Source organism: Halomonas shengliensis (assembly GCF_900104135.1).
GTDB classification, from domain to species: Bacteria; Pseudomonadota; Gammaproteobacteria; order Pseudomonadales; family Halomonadaceae; genus Halomonas; species Halomonas shengliensis.
On record NZ_FNIV01000008.1, the window covers coordinates 85,764 to 103,542 of the forward strand.

At 70.8% G+C, this 17,779-nt stretch carries 17 protein-coding genes; 10 read left to right on the plus strand and 7 right to left on the minus strand.

What is annotated here, in order from left to right; all coding sequences use genetic code 11:
• Window position 1: 1 nt before the first annotated feature.
• From BLP95_RS12350 to hemA, 7 genes are all read right to left on the minus strand, one after another.
• Complete coding sequence (locus BLP95_RS12350; protein ID WP_089679934.1) at window positions 2-1,120, minus strand: ABC transporter ATP-binding protein; 1,119 nt, start codon at window positions 1,118-1,120, stop codon at window positions 2-4.
• 41 nt (window positions 1,121-1,161) lie between these two features.
• Window positions 1,162-2,448 (minus strand): NAD(P)/FAD-dependent oxidoreductase, encoded by a 1,287-nt coding sequence (locus tag BLP95_RS12355; RefSeq protein WP_089679824.1) that lies wholly within the window; start codon window positions 2,446-2,448, stop codon window positions 1,162-1,164.
• A gap of 244 nt (window positions 2,449-2,692) precedes the next feature.
• Entirely contained in the window at window positions 2,693-3,442 is a 750-nt protein-coding gene (locus tag BLP95_RS12360) for a HesA/MoeB/ThiF family protein (RefSeq protein ID WP_089679826.1), read from the minus strand.
• A gap of 8 nt (window positions 3,443-3,450) precedes the next feature.
• Window positions 3,451-3,951, minus strand: coding sequence for an Lrp/AsnC ligand binding domain-containing protein (locus BLP95_RS12365; protein WP_089679827.1), 501 nt, complete (start codon window positions 3,949-3,951; stop codon window positions 3,451-3,453).
• Between the two features lie 328 nt (window positions 3,952-4,279).
• Window positions 4,280-5,131: a peptide chain release factor N(5)-glutamine methyltransferase gene (gene prmC / locus BLP95_RS12370; RefSeq protein WP_089679936.1), complete on the minus strand. Its 852-nt coding sequence runs from the start codon at window positions 5,129-5,131 to the stop codon at window positions 4,280-4,282.
• A 16-nt stretch (window positions 5,132-5,147) separates the two neighbouring features.
• A complete protein-coding gene (gene prfA / locus BLP95_RS12375; RefSeq protein ID WP_089679829.1) occupies window positions 5,148-6,239 on the minus strand; it encodes a peptide chain release factor 1 in 1,092 nt (363 codons plus the stop codon).
• An 8-nt stretch (window positions 6,240-6,247) separates the two neighbouring features.
• Window positions 6,248-7,516, minus strand: coding sequence for a glutamyl-tRNA reductase (hemA, locus tag BLP95_RS12380; RefSeq protein ID WP_089679832.1), 1,269 nt, complete (start codon window positions 7,514-7,516; stop codon window positions 6,248-6,250).
• A 162-nt stretch (window positions 7,517-7,678) separates the two neighbouring features.
• On the opposite strand from hemA, the gene BLP95_RS12385 reads away from it, so the two are divergent.
• The 10 genes from BLP95_RS12385 to BLP95_RS12430 all read left to right on the plus strand — a co-directional run bounded on the left by BLP95_RS12385 (window position 7,679) and on the right by BLP95_RS12430 (window position 17,772).
• The gene (locus BLP95_RS12385) at window positions 7,679-9,445 is read left to right on the plus strand and encodes a tetratricopeptide repeat protein (protein WP_089679834.1); all 1,767 of its coding nucleotides are present in this window, start codon (window positions 7,679-7,681) and stop codon (window positions 9,443-9,445) included.
• Between the two features lie 30 nt (window positions 9,446-9,475).
• Window positions 9,476-10,093 (plus strand): lipoprotein insertase outer membrane protein LolB, encoded by a 618-nt coding sequence (gene lolB, locus BLP95_RS12390; RefSeq protein ID WP_089679836.1) that lies wholly within the window; start codon window positions 9,476-9,478, stop codon window positions 10,091-10,093.
• Window positions 10,086-10,952, plus strand: coding sequence for a 4-(cytidine 5'-diphospho)-2-C-methyl-D-erythritol kinase (gene ispE, locus BLP95_RS12395; RefSeq protein ID WP_089679838.1), 867 nt, complete (start codon window positions 10,086-10,088; stop codon window positions 10,950-10,952). Before lolB ends, ispE begins: the two co-directional genes overlap by 8 nt.
• 50 nt (window positions 10,953-11,002) lie before the next feature.
• Window positions 11,003-11,944 (plus strand): ribose-phosphate pyrophosphokinase, encoded by a 942-nt coding sequence (locus BLP95_RS12400; RefSeq protein ID WP_176760286.1) that lies wholly within the window; start codon window positions 11,003-11,005, stop codon window positions 11,942-11,944.
• A gap of 109 nt (window positions 11,945-12,053) precedes the next feature.
• Complete coding sequence (locus BLP95_RS12405; protein WP_089679842.1) at window positions 12,054-12,701, plus strand: 50S ribosomal protein L25/general stress protein Ctc; 648 nt, start codon at window positions 12,054-12,056, stop codon at window positions 12,699-12,701.
• An 89-nt stretch (window positions 12,702-12,790) separates the two neighbouring features.
• The gene (gene pth, locus BLP95_RS12410) at window positions 12,791-13,375 is read left to right on the plus strand and encodes an aminoacyl-tRNA hydrolase (RefSeq protein ID WP_089679844.1); all 585 of its coding nucleotides are present in this window, start codon (window positions 12,791-12,793) and stop codon (window positions 13,373-13,375) included.
• 91 nt (window positions 13,376-13,466) lie between these two features.
• On the plus strand, window positions 13,467-14,558 hold the full coding sequence (gene ychF / locus BLP95_RS12415) for a redox-regulated ATPase YchF (RefSeq protein WP_089679846.1): 1,092 nt from the start codon (window positions 13,467-13,469) through the stop codon (window positions 14,556-14,558).
• A gap of 155 nt (window positions 14,559-14,713) precedes the next feature.
• Window positions 14,714-15,115, plus strand: coding sequence for a peptide-methionine (R)-S-oxide reductase MsrB (gene msrB, locus BLP95_RS12420; protein ID WP_089679848.1), 402 nt, complete (start codon window positions 14,714-14,716; stop codon window positions 15,113-15,115).
• Window positions 15,116-15,384: 269 nt separating this feature from the next.
• Complete coding sequence (gene ylqF / locus BLP95_RS12425) at window positions 15,385-16,353, plus strand: ribosome biogenesis GTPase YlqF (RefSeq protein WP_089679850.1); 969 nt, start codon at window positions 15,385-15,387, stop codon at window positions 16,351-16,353.
• 189 nt (window positions 16,354-16,542) lie between these two features.
• The gene (locus BLP95_RS12430; protein ID WP_089679851.1) at window positions 16,543-17,772 is read left to right on the plus strand and encodes a pyridoxal phosphate-dependent aminotransferase; all 1,230 of its coding nucleotides are present in this window, start codon (window positions 16,543-16,545) and stop codon (window positions 17,770-17,772) included.
• The last annotated feature ends 7 nt before the right edge of the window (window positions 17,773-17,779 follow it).

The following is a 17,779-nucleotide window of genomic DNA, read 5'->3' on the forward strand; positions in this document are numbered from 1 at the left end:
CTCATTCGCTCAGGGTGACCAGGTCTTCCGGCGCCACCGTCACGGTGACCCGGTCGCCGACCTCGGGAAGACGCCGGCCGCGGTTATTGACCGTGGCCTGCAGGGTGCTCTCGCCCACCTCCAGCCGATACTCGGCGTGGCTGCCACGGTAGAGCCGCTCGCCGACGGTGGCCGGCAGGCGGTTCTCGCCGGGCTGGTCGCCGGGCAGCAGATCGAGGGTCTCGGGGCGGATCAGCAGCAGCTCGCCCTGCCCCGCCCCCTCGGCGCTGAGCACCCCGAGGGGGGTGGTCAGGCGGTCGCCGTCCCGGGCGCTGACCGGGTAGAGGTTGGCATGGCCCATGAAGCGCGCCACGAAGGCGTTGGCCGGATGCTCGTAGACCTCCCGGGGCGGCCCCACCTGCTGGATCACCCCACCGTTGAGCACGGCGATGCGATCCGACATCACCATCGCCTCGTCCTGGTCGTGGGTGACGAAGACGAAGGTCATGCCCAGACGCTTCTGCACCCGCAGCAGCTCCACCTGCAGCTGGCTGCGCAGGCCGGCGTCCAGCGCCGAGAGCGGCTCGTCGAGCAGCAGCACGTCGGGCTCATTGACCAGCGCCCGGGCCAGGGCGATGCGCTGGCGCTGGCCGCCGGAGAGCTGGTCGACGCGCCGGTCGACCAGGTCGCCCAGCTGGATGAACTCGGCGATCCTGGCCACCCGCGCCTCGCGCTCCCGGGGGGCGATGCCCAGCATCTTGAGGCCGAAGGCGAGGTTCTCGCGCACCGAGAGGTGGGGGAAGAGCGCGTAGGACTGGAAGACGGTGTTGACGCTGCGCTTGTGGGGCGGCACCTCGGTAACGTCGCGCCCGCCGATGGACAGCCGGCCGTCGTCGGCCTCCTCGAGGCCGGCGAGGATGCGCAGCAGGGTGGTCTTGCCGCAGCCGGAGGGGCCCAGCAGGGTGAAGAACTCGCCGGCCTCGATGGTCAGGTCGACGCCGGCCAGGGCCACGGTGTCGCGACCGAAGCGCTTGTGCAGCCCCTGCATCTCGATGGAGGACGCCTCGCGGGCCGGCTCGGCGGTCGCGCCGTCCGCGGCTCGCGAGGCCTCGGCGCTGTCCAGGGTCAGGGTATCGGTCATGGGCTTGCCCTCGGTGGTCTTGTTATCGATCCGCCGGCCGGTCACAACCGGTCGCGCAGCTTGTAGAAGGTGGTCGCCAGCACCAGCAGCGGGGTGCGCAGCAGGGCGCCGCCGGGGAAACGGCGGTGGGGCATGGCGGCGAAGGCGTCGAAGCGTTCGGCCTGGCCGGCGATCGCCTCGGCCATCAGCCGCCCCGCCAGCCCCGCCAGGGCCATGCCGTGGCCGGAGTAGCCCTGGGCGTAGTAGACATTGGAGCCCAGGCGGCCGAAGTCGGGGGCCCGGTTCAGGGTGATGGCCACGTCGCCGCCCCAGCGATACTCGATGGGAATGCCCGCGAGCACCGGGAAGAGCCGGGCGATCTTGGCATCCATGCGCGCCTGGATGCCCTTCGGCTCGCGACCGTCGTAGCTCACCTCGCCGCCGTAGATGAGGCGGCGATCGCCGGAGAGGCGGTAGTAGTCGAGCACGAAGTTGGCATCCGACAGGGCGTCGTTGTGGGGCAGCACCTGCGCCGCCTGCGCCTCGCTCAAGGGAGCGGTGGCGATCATGTAGTTGGCCGCCTTCATCACCCGCCCGGAGAGCGCCGGCACCAGGCCCGACTGGTAGGCGTTGGTGCCCAGCACCACGTAGTCGGCGGTGACGGTGCCGCGGGCGGTGCGCACCCGGGCCGGCTCGCCGTGCTCGATCGCCACCACGGGGCTGTGGGCGTGGAGGGCCACCCCGGCCTCGCCGGCGGCGCGGGCCAGCCCCAGGGTGTAATTGAGCGGGTGCAGGTGGCCGGCCCCGGCCTCATGGAGCGCCGCCGGGTAGGCGTCGGTGACCACCCGCTCGCGCAGGGCGTCGCCCTCGAGCATCTCCAGGTCGTGGTAGTCGTAGTCCCGGGCCATGCGCTCGCGGTGCTCGGCCAGCTCGCGCACGTGGCGCGGCTTGACCGCGGCGTGCAGGTAGCCCCACTGCAGGTCGCAGGGGATGGCGTGGCGCTCGACGCGCTCGGCGGTCAGGCGCACGGCCTCGCGGCTCAGCGCCCAGATGTCGCGCGCCGCCTCGCGCCCCAGGGCCGTCTCCACGGTGGCCATGTCGGTGCCCAGCCCCGGCAGGATCTGGCCGCCGCTGCGCCCCGAGGCGCCGTGGCCGATCTCGCCGGCCTCCAGCAGCACCACCGAGTAGCCGCGCTCGGCCAGCTCCAGCGCCGCCGAGCAGCCGGTGATCCCGCCCCCCACCACGCAGACGTCGGCGCGCACCTCGCCCTCGAGGGGGGAGCAGTCGCCCGGGTCCACGGCGATGGAGGCGCGATACCAGGAGGTCGGTGGGTCGAGGTGGTCGGTCATGCGGGCTCCCCGAGGCTGGGCGCTGGGCGCCCTGGCGGATGGTTGTTGTTGGCGTGACGGCCGTCGTGGTGACCTCAGTTTGACACCAGACGCCGCATCGATGTCAAGTATTCAATAACAACGCTCGCCGAGCCTCCGTAGCCAGCCGGCCCGACGCTGGCACCATCTCGCGCCGCCTGCCGGGGATATACCGGGACACGGCAGACACCCCGGCCAACGCCCTATCGTCAAGAAAACACGGGCATTACGCCTCGCCACAGACGGGGCAGTGCGGGTCGCGGGGCACCGTGAAGCGGCGCCACTCGCCGCTGAGGCCATCGAAGGTAGCCAGCCCCCGGTGCGGAGTACCGGCGCCGGCCAGCAGCTTGATCGCCTCCAGCGCCTGGAAGCTGCCGATCAGTCCCACCAGCGGCGCCACCACACCGCTCTCGGCACAGGAGAGCGCGGCGTCGCCCTGGCCGTCCGGGGGGTAGAGGCAGGCGTAGCAGGGTCCCTCGGGATCACGCGGATCGAACACCGCCAGCTGGCCGGAGAAGCGGATCGCCGCCCCGGAGACCAGCGGCACCCCGGCCGCGCGGCAGGCGGCGTTGATGGCGTAGCGGCTGGAGAAGCGGTCGGTGCAGTCGAGCACCACGTCCGCCGCGGCCACCGCCGCCGCCATGGCCTGCCCCTCCAGGTGGGTGGTGCGGGCCTCGATGCGACACCCCGGGTTGAGCGCCTGGGCCGCCTCGCGGGCCGACTCGGCCTTGTTGCGCCCCAGGTCCGCCTCGCCATGGGCGATCTGGCGCTGCAGGTTGGAGAGCTCGACCTCGTCGGCATCGGCCAGGGTCAGGCGTCCCACCCCGGCGGCGGCGAGATATAGGGCCACCGGTGAGCCGAGCCCGCCGGCACCGACCACCAGGACGTGGCCGGCCAGCAGGCGCTCCTGGCCCTCGATGTCGATGGCCTCCAGCATGATCTGGCGGCTGTAGCGCAGCAGGTCGAGGTCGTGCATGGGGGGATTCACTTGCTGTCGAACTCCTCGATGTCGGGCACGTGCAGGGAGAACTCCTCCTTGACCTCCTCCATCACCACATAGCTCTTGGACTCCTTGACCCCGGGCAGGGTCAGCACCACGTCGCCGAGCAGCTGGCGGTAGGCGGCCATCTCGGGGATGCGGCACTTGAGGATGTAGTCGAACTGGCCGGAGACCAGGTGGCACTCCTGGATCTGGGGCAGCCGCGCCACGGCGCGGCGGAACTCGTCGAACACCGCCGGAGACTGGGTCTCCAGGCTGATCTCCACGAACACCAGCAGGTTGGCCTTGAGCGCGCGGGGGTCGAGCACGGCCTTGTAGCCGCGGATCACCCCGGCGCGCTCCAGGCGCTTGACCCGCTCCAGGCAGGGGGTGGTGGAGAGTCCCACCTGGGAGGCGAGGTCGACGTAGGAGATGCGGGCGTTCTCCTGCAGGCAGCGCAGGATCTTGAGGTCGATACGGTCGAGGGAGCGTGTCTTGGCTTTCATTGTAATGGCAGGCACCGGTCGGCAGAGTCATGAGCGCCGCCGCGACAGCGAAATCCACTGGAAATCGCCCGGTATCACGGCGGCAAACGGAAAAATCCTCTGCCGAAGGTGTACCACAGCCTTCCATCGACGGCTATCAACGCTTGGTCTGACCCAGGGCTATCGCAGAAGACTTGTCGCTCGGGGCTCATCTGGCGACAAGCCTTCGAGGAGGCGCTGTGAACCCCTCCCTGGGCGCTACCGACGCCATCCCTGGCGTAGGACCTCCTCTACGGCTTGTCCCCAGCGCCCCTTGGTTTCTGCATCTGCGATTGCTATGTGGCCTGACTCAGGCCGGCTGGCGCCCCAGGCTGGCGCGCTCGTGGCCGGCGAGGTCGCGGCGGCTGGCCACCTCGGCGTAGCCCGCCGCGCGAAGGGCCTCGCGCACCGCCGCGGCCTGGCGAAAGCCATGCTCCAGCAGCAGCCAGCCGCCGGGCAGCAGGTGCTCCCGGGCGGCCGCCACCAGGTGACGCAGGTCGGCCAGGCCCGCCTCGCCGGCCACCAGCGCCGAGCGCGGCTCGAAGCGCACGTCGCCTTCGGCCAGGTGCGGGTCATCCGCGGCGATATAGGGAGGGTTGGAGACGATCAGGTCGAAGCGCTCGGCGGTCGTCCCCGCGGCCAGGGCCGAGAACCAGTCGCTCTCGCGGAACTCGGCGTTGGTCAGGGCGTGGCGTGCGGCATTGTGTCGCGCCAGGGCCACCGCCTCGGGACGCAGCTCCAGCCCCAGCACCCGCCAGCCGGGGCGCTCGCTGGCGAAGGCCAGGGCGATGGCGCCGCTGCCGCTGCCCAGGTCGAGAAGCCGGCCTCGGGGCGCCGGCGCCAGGGCCAGCGCCGCCTCCACCAGGGTCTCGGTGTCGGGCCGCGGGATCAGGGTGCTGGGGTCGGTGGCCAGGGACAGCCCCCAGAACTCGCGCTCGCCGGTGAGGTAGGCCACCGGCTCCCCGGCTTCGCGGCGGGCCACCAGCTCGCGGAAGCGGCGGGCCGCCGCCGCCTCGGCCGCGCGGTCACCCCAGGTATAGAGCCAGGTGCGCTCGACCCCCAGCACGTGGCAGAGCAGCACATCGGCGTCGAGGCGCGCCGACGGTGAGCCGGCGGCGACCAGGCGTGTCGCGGCCTCGACCAGCAGAGCATCGAGGGTCACGGGCGTCGCCGCCACCTCAGGCCTCCTGCTGGAGGGCGGCGAGCTGTTCGGCCTGGTACTCATGGATCAGCGGCTCGATCACCTCGTCGAGCTGCTCGCCGCCGATCACCTCGCCGAGCTTGTAGAGGGTGAGGTTGATGCGGTGGTCGGTGACCCGCCCCTGGGGGAAGTTGTAGGTGCGGATGCGCTCGCTGCGATCGCCGGAGCCTACCAGCGAGCGCCGGGTGTCGGCCTGCTGCTGGCGCTGGCTGTCCACGGCGTGCTGCTTGAGCCGGGCGGCGAGCAGCGACATCGCCTTGGCGCGGTTCTTGTGCTGGCTGCGCTCCTCCTGGCACTCCACCACCACGCCGCTGGGCAGGTGGGTGATGCGGATGGCGGAGTCGGTGGTGTTGACATGCTGGCCGCCGGCGCCGCTGGAGCGGAAGGTGTCCACGCGCAGGTCGTTCGGGTCGAGGTCGATGTCGCCCACCGCCTCCACCTCGGGCATCACCGCCACGGTGCAGGCGGAGGTATGGATGCGCCCCTGGGACTCGGTGGCCGGCACGCGCTGCACGCGGTGGGCGCCGGACTCGAACTTGAGCCGGGCATAGGCCCCCTCGCCCTTGATGCGCGCGATGACCTCCTTGTAGCCGCCCTGCTCGCCGTGGCTGGCGCTGATCACCTCCACCTTCCAGCCATGCTTCTCGGCGTAGCGGGAGTACATGCGGAAGAGGTCGCCGGCGAACAGCGCCGCCTCGTCGCCGCCGGTGCCGGCGCGCACCTCGAGGAAGACGCTGCGGCCGTCGTCGGGGTCCTTGGGCACCAGCAGGCGCTTGAGGCGCTCCTCCAGGGCGTCGCGCTTCTCGCGCCCCTCGGCGAGCTCCAGCTCGGCCAGCTCGCGCATCTCGGGGTCGCTGTCGGAGGCGAGCTGTTCGGCGGCCTCGAGGTCGCCCTCCACGGCGCGGTAGTCGCGCCACGCCTCTACCAGCGCCTCGAGCTCGGCGTATTCGCGGGAGTAGTCGCGGAAGCGGGACTGGTCGCCGATCACCTCGGGCTCCGCCAGCAGGGCGGCGAGCTCCTCGAAGCGCTCGCCGAAGGCGTCGAGACGCGCACGCAGGGAAGCTTTCATGGATGGTCCTATCGGGTCTTGTCGGGGGTCGCGTCGAGCAGCAGGTCGGTCGCCGCCTGGAGCAGGTCGTGACGCTCGGCGGACGCCGCCTCGCGCAGGGCCACGGTGGGGCCGTGCAGCAGCCGGTTGGTCAGCTGGTGGGCCAGGCGCCGCACCACCGCCTCGGGCTCCTCGCCGCGGCCAAGCCGCGCCAGGGCCTGCTCCAGGGAGTGGTCACGCAGGGTCTCGGCGCGGGAACGGTAGTCGTGGATCAGCTCGCCGCCGCTGCGGATGCGCCGGTCATGGAGCCAGGCGCCCACGCCGTGCTCGATCAGCGACTCGGCCTGGTCGGCGGCCACCTGGCGGTGACGGCGGTTCTCCGCAATCACCTCCTGCAGGTCGTCGACCGTGTAGAGGAAGATGTCGGACAGTTGCCCCACCTCGGGCTCGATGTCCCGGGGCACGGCGATGTCGACCATGAAGATCGGCCGGTAGCGGCGCTTCTTCAGGGCCCGCTCCACCATGCCCTTGCCGAGGATCGGCAGCGGGGCGGCGGTGGAGGAGATGACGATGTCGGCCTCCGCCAGGGCGTCGGGAATGGCGTCCAGGGTGATCGCCTGGCCCCCCAGGGGCGCGGCCAGCTGTTCGCCCCGCTCGCGGGTGCGGTTGGCTACGGTCAGCTGGCGGACCCCTGCCTCCACCAGGTGGCGGGCGACCAGCTCGATGGTCTCGCCGGCGCCGATCAGCAGCGCCCGGGCGCGGCCGAAGTCCTCGAAGATGCGGCTGGCCAGGCTCACCGCGGCATAGGCCACCGATACCGGGTTGCGGCCGATGCCGGTCTCGGTGCGCACCTGCTTGGCCACCGCGAAGGTGTGCTGGAAGAGGCACTCGAGCTCCTTGCCCAGGCCACGGGCCTCGCGGCTGGCCTGGTAGGCATCCTTGAGCTGGCCCAGGATCTGCGGCTCGCCCAGCACCATGGAGTCGAGCCCCACCGCCACCCGCATCAGGTGGCGCGCGGCCTCGTGGTCCAGGTAGTGGTAGGCACACCGCGAGAGGTCCTCCACCGGCAGGCCGTGGAAGCGGCCCAGCCAGTCCAGCACCACCGCCTCGCCCTCGGGGTCGGTGACGCAGTAGAGCTCGGTGCGGTTGCAGGTGGATAGCACGGCCGCCTCCCTGACCTCGGGAAGGCCACGCAACTCGCCCAGCGCGGCGTCGAGCTCGGCGGGGTCGAAGGCCACCTGTTCACGCACCTCTACGGTGGCGGTGCGATGGTTGATTCCAAGGGCAAGCAGCGTCATGCGTCGGGCATCTTGAACGTGGTATGTGCGGCGATCCGGCCTCCAGGCCGAGCGACAGGATTCTATCACAGCCCTGCCGGCAAGGGCTCTCCCCCGCGGTGCCTTTGCCCGCGCCGGCCGAGCCGTTATGCTGGGGCCACGCCCCCGCAAGCCGAGACCCCCATGGCCCGCGCCCCCTTCTGCTCCCCGTTACTGCGCCTGGCGGCCCCGTCGCTGGCCCTGCTGCTGGCCGGTTGCCAGGCGCTCTCCCATGACGCGGCGGGGACGCCGGCGATGGCGGACCCGCTGGAGGGGGCCCCGCCGATCACCCGCGGTCTCGACGCCGAGGGGCTGGCGGGGCTGCTCAGCGCGGAGCTCGCCGGCCAGCGCGGCGACTACCGTCGCGCCGCCGAGGGCTACCTGGTGGCCAGCGAGCGCTACGGCGATCCCAGCCTGGCCGAGCGGGCGGCCCTGGCCGCCAGCTTCGGCGACGAACGCGAGCTGCTCGATCGCGCCGCCCGGGAGTGGCAGGCGCTCTCCCCGGACAGCCCCGCCCCGGCGCGGCTGCTGGCCGGGCTCGCCGTGCAGCGCGGCGACTGGCCCGAGGCCCTGCGCCAGCGCCTGGCGCTGGTGCGCGAGGGGGGCGACAGCGAGATCACCTCGCTGGTGGAGTCGGCGCTGGCGGCCGAGGCCGACCCCGCCCCGCTGCTGGCCCTGCTGCGCGATCACCTGCGCGGGGCCCCGAGCGATGCCCGTCGCCACGATGCCGAACTCGCCACCGCCCTGCTCGAGGTCGCCGTCGGCGACACCGAGGCCGCCGAGCGCCGCCTCGACCGCCTGGGTGACCGCGCCCCCGAACTTCCCGCGCTGTGGCTGACCCGTGCTCGCCTCGCCCAGGAGGCCGGCGATCCGCGCGCCGCCCGCGCCGCCGCCGCCCGCGGCCTGGAGGTCTCCCCCGGCGACGCCCGCTTCATCCTACTGCTGGCCCAGAGCGAACTGCGCCTGGGCAACGTGGCGGCCGCCGAGGCGCGCACCGATACCCTGCTGGAGGAGCACACCGGCGACGCCAGCCTGGCCATCGGCCTGGCGCGGCTCTACCTCGACGAGGGCTACCCCGAGCCGGCGCGCCGCCTGCTGCTGCCGCTGGTGGAGGAGCCCGATGCCCCGGCCGGCGCCTTCCTGCTGCTGGGTGACATCGCCCGCGCCGAGGGCGAGGCCGACAACGCCCTTCTTTATTACCGCCAGGTGCGTGACGACGAAGCCTTCCTGCTCAGCCGACTGCGCGCCGCCGAGGCGCTGATCGAGGAGGACCGCCTCGACGACGCCCGCGACTTCCTGCGCGCCGAGCGCCTGCGCCACGACGACCACTTCGACGACCTGGTCGGCCTGGAGGTGGAGCTGCTCGACGGCGAGGGAGAGCAGGCGGCCGCCGACGCCCTGCTCGACCGCGAGCTCGCGCGCACCCCCAACGACGAGGCGCTGCTCTACCTGCGAGGCATGCGTGCCTTCGAGGCCGGCGACCTCGAGGGAATGGAGCGCGACCTGGGGCGCATCATCGAGCGCAACCCCGACAACGCCATGGCCCTCAACGCCCTGGGCTACACCCTGGCCGACCAGGGCCCCGCCGCGCGCCTGGACGAGGCCCGCGAGCTGATCGAGCGGGCCCACGCGCTCGACCCCGACAACCCCGCCATCCTCGACAGCCTGGGCTGGGTGCGCTATCGCCAGGGCGACCCCGAGGCCGCCCTGCCCTGGCTCGAGCGTGCCTACGCGGCGATGCCCGACCAGGAGATCGCCGCCCACCTCGCCGAGGTGCTGTGGGCGCTGGGACGCCGGGAGGCGGCCCGCGAGCTGGTCGGCGAGGCCGTGGAGCGTTTCGACGAGCGCCCGCTGATCGAGGAGCTGCTCGAGCGAGAGCCGGGCCTTGCCCCCGCGCCTGCCGCCGACTGATCACGCCTGCCCGTCATTCAAGGAACCCCCATGCGATACCCATTCCCGCTACGCCTGATCGCCGCCCTGCTGCTGCTCACCCTGGCCGCCGGCTGTGCCCGCCAGGCGCCGCTGCCTGAAGGGCAGCGCGCCGCCGGCCAATGGCAGGCCCAGGTCGAGCGCGTCGAGGCCTTGGAGACCTGGCAGCTGGCCGGCAAGGTCGGGCTGCGCACCCCGGAGGACTCCACCAGCGCCACCCTCGACTGGAGCCAGTACCCCCACTACTACCGCCTGCTGATCAGCGGTCCCTTCGGCGGCGGGCGCACCACCCTGGAGGGGCGCGAGGGGCGCTTCTCGCTGACCAACGCCGAGGGACGCTTCGAGGCCGAGACCCCCGAGGCGCTGATGGAGGCACAGCTGGGCTGGTCGCTGCCGCTGGGCGCCCTCTCCCGCTGGGTGCGCGGCCTGCCCGGCGAGACAAGCGCCCACCGCCTGGAGAGGGACGCACTGGGCTTCCCCGCGCGCCTCGAGCAGGATGGCTGGGAGATCGCCTACCGCGACTGGACCCGCGGCGAGGGGCTGTGGCTGCCGCGTCGGCTGGTGATGACCTACGGCGAGCTGCGCGTCACCCTGGTCGTCAACGAGTGGCGTCCCGGCGACGATGAGTGACGCCCTGCCCGCCTCGCGCCTGACCCTGCCGGCGCCGGCCAAGCTCAACCGCATGCTGCATATCACCGGGCGGCGCGCCGACGGCTACCACGAGCTGCAGACGCTGTTCCAGTTCCTCGACCACGGCGACACCTTGCACCTGGCACCCCGCGACGACGGCAAGATCCGCCTGACCCCGGGGATCGCCGGGGTGGCGCCCGAGGAGAACCTGATCGTGCGCGCCGCGCGCCGCCTCCAGGCCGAGAGTGGCTGCCCACTGGGCGCCGACATCCACCTGGAGAAGCGCCTGCCCATGGGCGGCGGCCTGGGCGGTGGCAGCTCCGATGCCGCCACCACCCTGCTCGGCCTCGATGCCCTCTGGAGGCTGGGGCTGACGCTGGAGCGACTGGCCGCGCTGGGCCTCGCCCTGGGGGCCGACGTGCCGGTCTTCGTGCATGGCCACGCCGCCTGGGCCGAGGGGATCGGCGAACGGCTCACCCCGGTGACCCTCGACACCCCCTGGTTCGTGGTGGTGCACCCCGGCATCGAGGTCGCCACCCCGGCGGTGTTCCGGGCCCCCGAATTGACACGTCACACCCCCCCGATTACCATGGCGCGCGCACTGCAGGGGGGGGCGTCCAGCTGGCGCAACGACTGCGAGGCCACGGTACGGGCGCTCTACCCGCCGGTGGCCGCGGCGCTGGACTGGCTCTCCGAGCGCGCGCCGACCATGCTCACCGGCACCGGTGCCTGCGTCTTCGCCCGTCTGGCGACGGAGGAGCAGGCCGATCGGCTGCTCGCCGAGATCGGCGGGCGCTGGAAGGCCTTCAAGGCGCGTGGCCTGAACCGCTCTCCTCTTCATGACGTTCTGGATCGCTGATCCTCCCCGATCCGGCCCCAGATGACCCAACACTGCATAGGTGGCTGCGCGTGTCAAATTTGATGGTTTTCGCCGGGAACGCCAATCCCGAACTCGCCCGTAAGATCGCCGAGAGTCTGGACACCCACCAGGGCAACGCCACGGTCGGCCAGTTCAGCGACGGCGAGATCGCGGTCGAGATCAACGAGAACGTGCGCGGCAAGGACGTCTTCGTGCTGCAGTCCACCTGTGCGCCGACCAACGACAACCTGATGGAGCTGATCCTGATGATAGACGCCCTGCGCCGGGCCTCTGCGTCACGGATCACCGCGGTGGTGCCCTACTTCGGCTACGCCCGTCAGGACCGTCGCGTGCGCTCCGCCCGGGTGCCGATCTCGGCCAAGATTGTCGCCGACATGATGGTCAAGGCCGGCGTCGACCGGGTGATGACCATGGACCTGCACGCCGACCAGATCCAGGGCTTCTTCGACGTGCCGGTGGACAACGTCTACGGCTCGCCGATCCTGCTCGACGACATCGAGCGCCAGAACTACGAGAACCTGGTGGTGGTCTCCCCCGACGTGGGCGGCGTGGTCCGCGCCCGGGCCATCGCCAAGCAGCTCAACGCCGACCTCGCCATCATCGACAAGCGCCGCCCCTCGGCCAACCAGGCCCAGGTGATGCACATCATCGGCGAGATCGAGGGCCGCAACTGCGTGGTGGTCGACGACATGATCGATACCGCCGGCACCCTGTGCAAGGCCGGCGAGGCGCTTAAGGACCACGGCGCCCATCGCGTGGTGGCCTACGCCACCCACCCCATCCTCTCCGGCCCGGCGGTGGACAACATCACCGGCTCGGTGCTGGACGAGGTGGTGGTCACCGACACCATCCCGCTCTCCGACACCGCACGCCGCAGCGGCAAGATCCGCCAGCTCAGCGTGGCCGGGCTGATCGCCGAGGCGATCCGTCGGGTGAGCAACGAGGAATCCGTCAGCGCCATGTTCCACTGAGGGCAACCTCGGCAACAGGCGCCGGAAAGCGCCCTTCGGGGCACCCGGAAGCGTCAGGGCTCTGGTCGCGGACCCTGGCGTTTCCCTACTTCAAACGAGAGGCAATTCCATGTCTGACTTTACCCTTAACGCCAGCGTTCGCAACGACCTGGGGAAAGGTGCGAGCCGCCGCCTGCGTCGTGCGAACGAGCAGGTTCCCGCCATCGTCTACGGCGGTGAGCGCGAGCCGCAGCCGGTCGCCGTCGAGAAGTCCGCCTTCTACAAGGCGATCGAGCAGGAGTCCTTCTTCTCCTCGGTCATCAACCTGGTGATCGACGGCAAGAGCGAGCAGGTGGTGGTGCGTGACCTGCAGCGTCACCCCTACAAGCCGCTGGTCACCCACGCCGACTTCCTGCGCGTGGATGCCACCCACGAGATCACCCTCAACGTGCCGCTGCACGTGGTGGGCGAGGAGAAGTGCAAGGGCATCAAGGACGAGGGCGGCGAGCTGCACGTGCTGGCCAACGAGGTCCAGATCAGCTGCCTGCCCAAGGACCTGCCCGACTACCTCGAGGTGGACATCACCGCCGTCGAGCTGGGCAGCACCCTGCACCTCTCCGACCTGACCCTGCCGGCCGGCGTGACTCTGGTCGAGCTGACCCACGGCGAGGACCATGACCAGGCGGTGCTGAGCATCACCAAGCCCAAGGTGCGCGCCGAGGAAGACGAAGGCGAGGCCGCCGAGGGCGAGGAAGAGGGCGAGCAGGGCGAGGAGTGATCCTCACCCGCTCTGGGGCCGCGCCTGGCGCGGCCCTCCCCCTGTCGATCAAGCGCCCCGGCGCTTGATTTTTTTTGGAGGCAAGACGCATGGCTCAGGTCAGAGCGATCATCGGGCTGGGCAACCCCGGCGCCGACTACGAGGCCACCCGCCACAACGCCGGCGCCTGGCTGGTGGAGGCGGTGGCCCGCCGCGCCGGCGCCGCGCTGCGCGCCGACCGCAAGTTCCTGGGGCTCCATGCGCGGGTGCAGTTCGAGGGCCATGACCTGCACCTGCTCAACCCCACCACCTTCATGAACCGCAGCGGCGGCGCCGTGGCCGCGCTGTGCCAGTTCTACAAGATCGCCGCGGACGAGCTGCTGGTCGCCCACGACGAGCTGGATATCGCCCCCGGCACCGCCCGCTACAAGAGCGGCGGCGGCCACGGCGGCCATAACGGCCTGCGCGACATCGTCAGCGCCCTGGGCAACGAGCGCGGCTTCCATCGCCTGCGCATCGGCATCGGCCATCCAGGTGACTCGCGTCAGGTGACGAACTACGTGCTGGGGCGCCCCGGCAAGGCCGAGCACGCCGCCATCGAGGCCGCCATCGACGAGTGCCTGGCCACCCTGCCCGACGCCCTCGACGGCCAGTGGGCCAAGGCCATGAACCGGCTGCACGGCTTCTCCGCCTGAGGCGGAAAAGCCTGCCGCTTATAGCTTGCCCGCTTGTCGGGTAGAATGACCGCCACTTTCCACTCGCGAACACGCTTTCCAGGACGCTCCCATGGGTTTCAACTGCGGTATCGTCGGCCTGCCCAACGTCGGCAAGTCGACCCTCTTCAATGCCCTGACCAAGTCCGGCATCGACGCCGAGAACTTCCCCTTCTGCACCATCGAGCCCAATGTCGGCATCGTGCCGATGCCCGACCCGCGCCTCGACAAGCTGGCCGAGATCGTCAAGCCGGAGAAGGTGGTTCCCACCACCATGGAGTTCGTCGACATCGCCGGCCTGGTGGCGGGCGCCTCCAAGGGCGAGGGGCTCGGCAACCAGTTCCTGGCCAATATCCGCGAGACCCAGGCCATCGCCCACGTGGTGCGCTGCTTCGACAACGACAACGTCATCCACGTGGCCAACCAGGTCGATCCGCGCGCCGACATCGAGACCATCAACCTGGAGCTGGCCCTGGCCGACCTCGACACCGTCGAGCGCGCGATCCAGCGCCTGGTGCGCGTGGTCAAGGGGGGCGACAAGGAGGCCATCGCCACCAAGGCGATCCTCGACCGCATCCAGCCCCACCTCGCCGAGGGTCAGCCGCTGAGGAGCTTCGGCCTCGATGACGACGAGAAGAGGCAGCTCAAGAGCTTCGGCTTCCTGACGCTCAAGCCCACCATGTACATCGCCAACGTCAACGAGGACGGCTTCGACGACAACCCCTACCTCGAGGTGGTCAGGGAGATCGCCGCCGAGGAGGACGCCGTGGTGGTGCCGGTGTGCAACCAGATCGAGGCCGAGATCGCCGAGCTCGATGACGAGGAGCGCGCCATGTTCCTCGACGAGATGGGCATGGAGGAGCCGGGGCTCGACCGCGTGATCCGCGCCGGCTACGCCCTGCTCGGCCTGCAGACCTACTTCACCGCCGGGGTGAAGGAGGTGCGCGCCTGGACGGTGAAGGTGGGCGCCACCGCCCCCGAGGCCGCCGGGGTGATCCACACCGACTTCCAGAAGGGCTTCATCCGCGCCGAGGTGATCGCCTTCGATGACTTCGTCACCCTAGGCGGCGAGCAGGGCGCCAAGGACGCCGGCAAGTGGCGCCTGGAGGGCAAGGAGTACGTGGTCCAGGACGGCGACGTCATCCACTTCCGCTTCAACGTGTGAGCTTGCCTCTCACCATCGCCCTGCCCCATGCGCCCCCGGCACTCCGCCGGGGGCGCCTGCGTCGAGGCGGCGTGACCGCCGAGCACCGGGGTCTCCCCCGCCGAGCCTCTGGCGTGCCACAATGACCTCATCCCCCGACGACGAGGAGAGCCGTCATGCCCTGGAAGATCGAGAAGAGCGATGCCGAATGGCGTGAGCAGCTGACGCCCGAGCAGTACCGCGTCACCCGCGAGCAGGGCACCGAGCCCCCCTTCAGCGGCGACTGGCGGGTCAGCGAGGAGCACGGCATCTACCACTGCGTCTGCTGCAACGCCCCGCTGTTCGAGAACGAGCACAAGTTCGAGGCCGGCTGCGGCTGGCCCAGCTTCGACCGCCCCATGACGCCGACCTGCATCGAGGAGCATCCGGACACCTCCCACGGCATGCGCCGCACCGAGGTGACCTGTGCCCGCTGCCGGGCCCACCTGGGCCACGTCTTCCCCGACGGCCCGCCGGAGACCACCGGCCAGCGCTACTGCATCAACTCGGTGGCGCTGGACTTCCACGCCGGGGAGTAATCCTCGAGATATCCTCAGGGCTATCGCAGTTACCCAGAATGACGGGCGCTGGGGGCAAGCCGACGAGGAGGTCCTACGCCAGGGATGGCGTCGGTAGCGCCCAGGGAGGGGTTCACAGCGCCTCCTCAGAGGCTTGCCCCCAGATCAGCCCCGAGCGATGAGAGCTGTCCTTGATTGCCATGGCAATCGCCTGCCCGGCCACTCTGCTGAGGCCGTGCATCTGCTAAGATGGGCGGCCGTTTTCCAAGGCAGACCAAGAGAGGCCGCCCATGCTCGGCTGGTACCCGGGACACATGCACAAGGCGCGGCGCCAGATCACCGAGGCGCTGCCGGAGATCGACGTGGTGATCGAGGTCCTCGATGCCCGCCTCCCCTACTCCAGCGCCAACCCCATGCTCGCCGAGCTGACCCGCCACAAGCCGGTGCTCAAGATCCTCTCCCGCGCCGACCTCGCCGACCCCGAGCGCACCCGGGAGTGGGTCGCCCACTTCGACGCCCAACCCGACATGCGCGCGCTGGCCGTGACCACCACCCAGGCCAGGGAGCTCAAGCGCATCCCCAAGCTATGCCACGAGCTGGCCGGTCAGGTCCGCGCCGACCGCGACGTGCGGGTGATGGTGATGGGCATCCCCAACGTCGGCAAGTCGACCCTGATCAACGGCCTGGCCGGCAAGGCGATCGCCAGGACCGGCAACGAGCCGGCGGTGACCAAGCGCCAGCAGAAGGTGCGCATCGGCAACCGCGTGGCGCTGATCGATACCCCCGGGGTGCTGTGGCCCAAGATCGAGGACCAGGCCAGCGCCTATCGCCTGGCCGCCAGCGGCGCCATCCGCGACACCGCCATCGACTACGTCGACGTGGCGGTGGTGGCCGCCGCCGAGCTGGCGCGCCGCTATCCGGCGGCGCTCACCGCCCGCTACCGGCTCAAGGCGCTGCCGGCCTACACCCCCAACCCCGAGGCCGAGCGGGTCGAGGCCGACGGCCCGGCCCGGGTCGATCTGCTGGCCGTAGCCGGCTTCGACGGCCATGCGATCCTGGCCGAGATCGCCAGCCGGCGCGGCGGCCTGCGCCCCGGCGGCGAGGTGGACCTGCACCGCGGCGCCGAGGTGCTGTTGCACGAGCTGCGCGATGGCAAGCTCGGCCGCCTGACCCTGGAGACCCCGGCCGATATCCCGCCCGAGCCCGTGGAGGCGCCGCCCTCCGGCGAGGGTGACGCCGACGCCGGCCACACCGCATAATCTTCCCAACACTGCTCACCTGGGTTGTGGGGCGCCGGGGACAGGACGAAGAGGAGGTCCTATGCCAGGGATGGCATCGGTAGCGCCCAGGGAAGGGTTCACAGCGCCTCCTCGCAGACCTGTCGCCGGATCAGCCCCGATCGCATGAAAGCCTTGGTGAACCACCCTGGACACTGGACACCGACCGACATGGACACCCCCCCGATCCGGAAATCGCACAAACTGCACAACGTCTGCTATGACATCCGCGGCCCGGTCCTCGACCATGCCAAGCGCCTCGAGGAGGAGGGCCAGCGCACCCTCAAGCTGAACATCGGCAACCCCGCGCCGTTCGGCTTCGAGGCCCCCGAGGAGATCCTCCAGGACGTGATGCGCAACCTGCCCACCGCCCAGGGCTACTGCGACTCCAAGGGGCTCTACTCGGCGCGCAAGGCGATCATGCAGGAGTGCCAGCGCAAGGAGATCCCCGGCGTCGGCATCGAGGACATCTACATCGGCAACGGCGTCTCCGAGCTGATCATGATGGCCCTCCAGGCGCTGCTCAACGACGGCGACGAGGTGCTGATCCCGGCGCCGGACTACCCGCTGTGGACCGCCGCCGCCAACCTCGCCGGCGGCCATGCCGTCCACTACCGCTGCGACGAGCAGGCCGACTGGGCGCCGGACCTGGACGACATCCGCGCCAAGGTCACCGCCCATACCCGGGCCATCGTGATCATCAACCCCAACAACCCCACCGGCGCCGTCTACCCGCCGGCGGTGCTGCGCGAGCTGCTGGAGATCGCCCGCCAGCATGACCTGGTGGTGTTCTCCGACGAGATCTACGACAAGATCCTCTACGACGAGGTCGAGCACGTGGCCACCGGCGCCCTGGCCGGCGACGACCAGCTGGTGGTGACCTTGAACGGCCTCTCCAAGAGCTACCGCTGCGCCGGCTTCCGCTCCGGCTGGCTGACCCTCTCCGGCAGTATCGCCAAGCAGCGCGCCGCCGACTTCATCCAGGGGCTGACCATGCTCGCCTCGATGCGCCTGTGCGCCAACGTGCCGGCCCAGCACGCCATCCAGACGGCGCTCGGCGGCTACCAGTCGATCAACGACCTGATCCTGCCGGGCGGGCGCCTGCTGGCCCAGCGCGACATCACCTTCGAGAAGCTCAACGCCATCCCCGGCGTCAGCTGCGTCAAGCCGAAGGGGGCGCTCTACGCCTTCCCGCGCCTGGACCCCAAGGTGTTCAACATCCAGGACGACCAGCGCATGGTGCTCGACCTGCTGCTGCAGGAGAAGATCCTGCTGGTCCAGGGCACCGCCTTCAACTGGCCGGAGCCCGACCATGTGCGCATCGTCACCCTGCCCTGGGCCGATCAGCTCGGCGACGCCCTGGACCGTTTCGCCCGCTTCCTGTCCCGCTACCGCCAGTAGCGGCGCT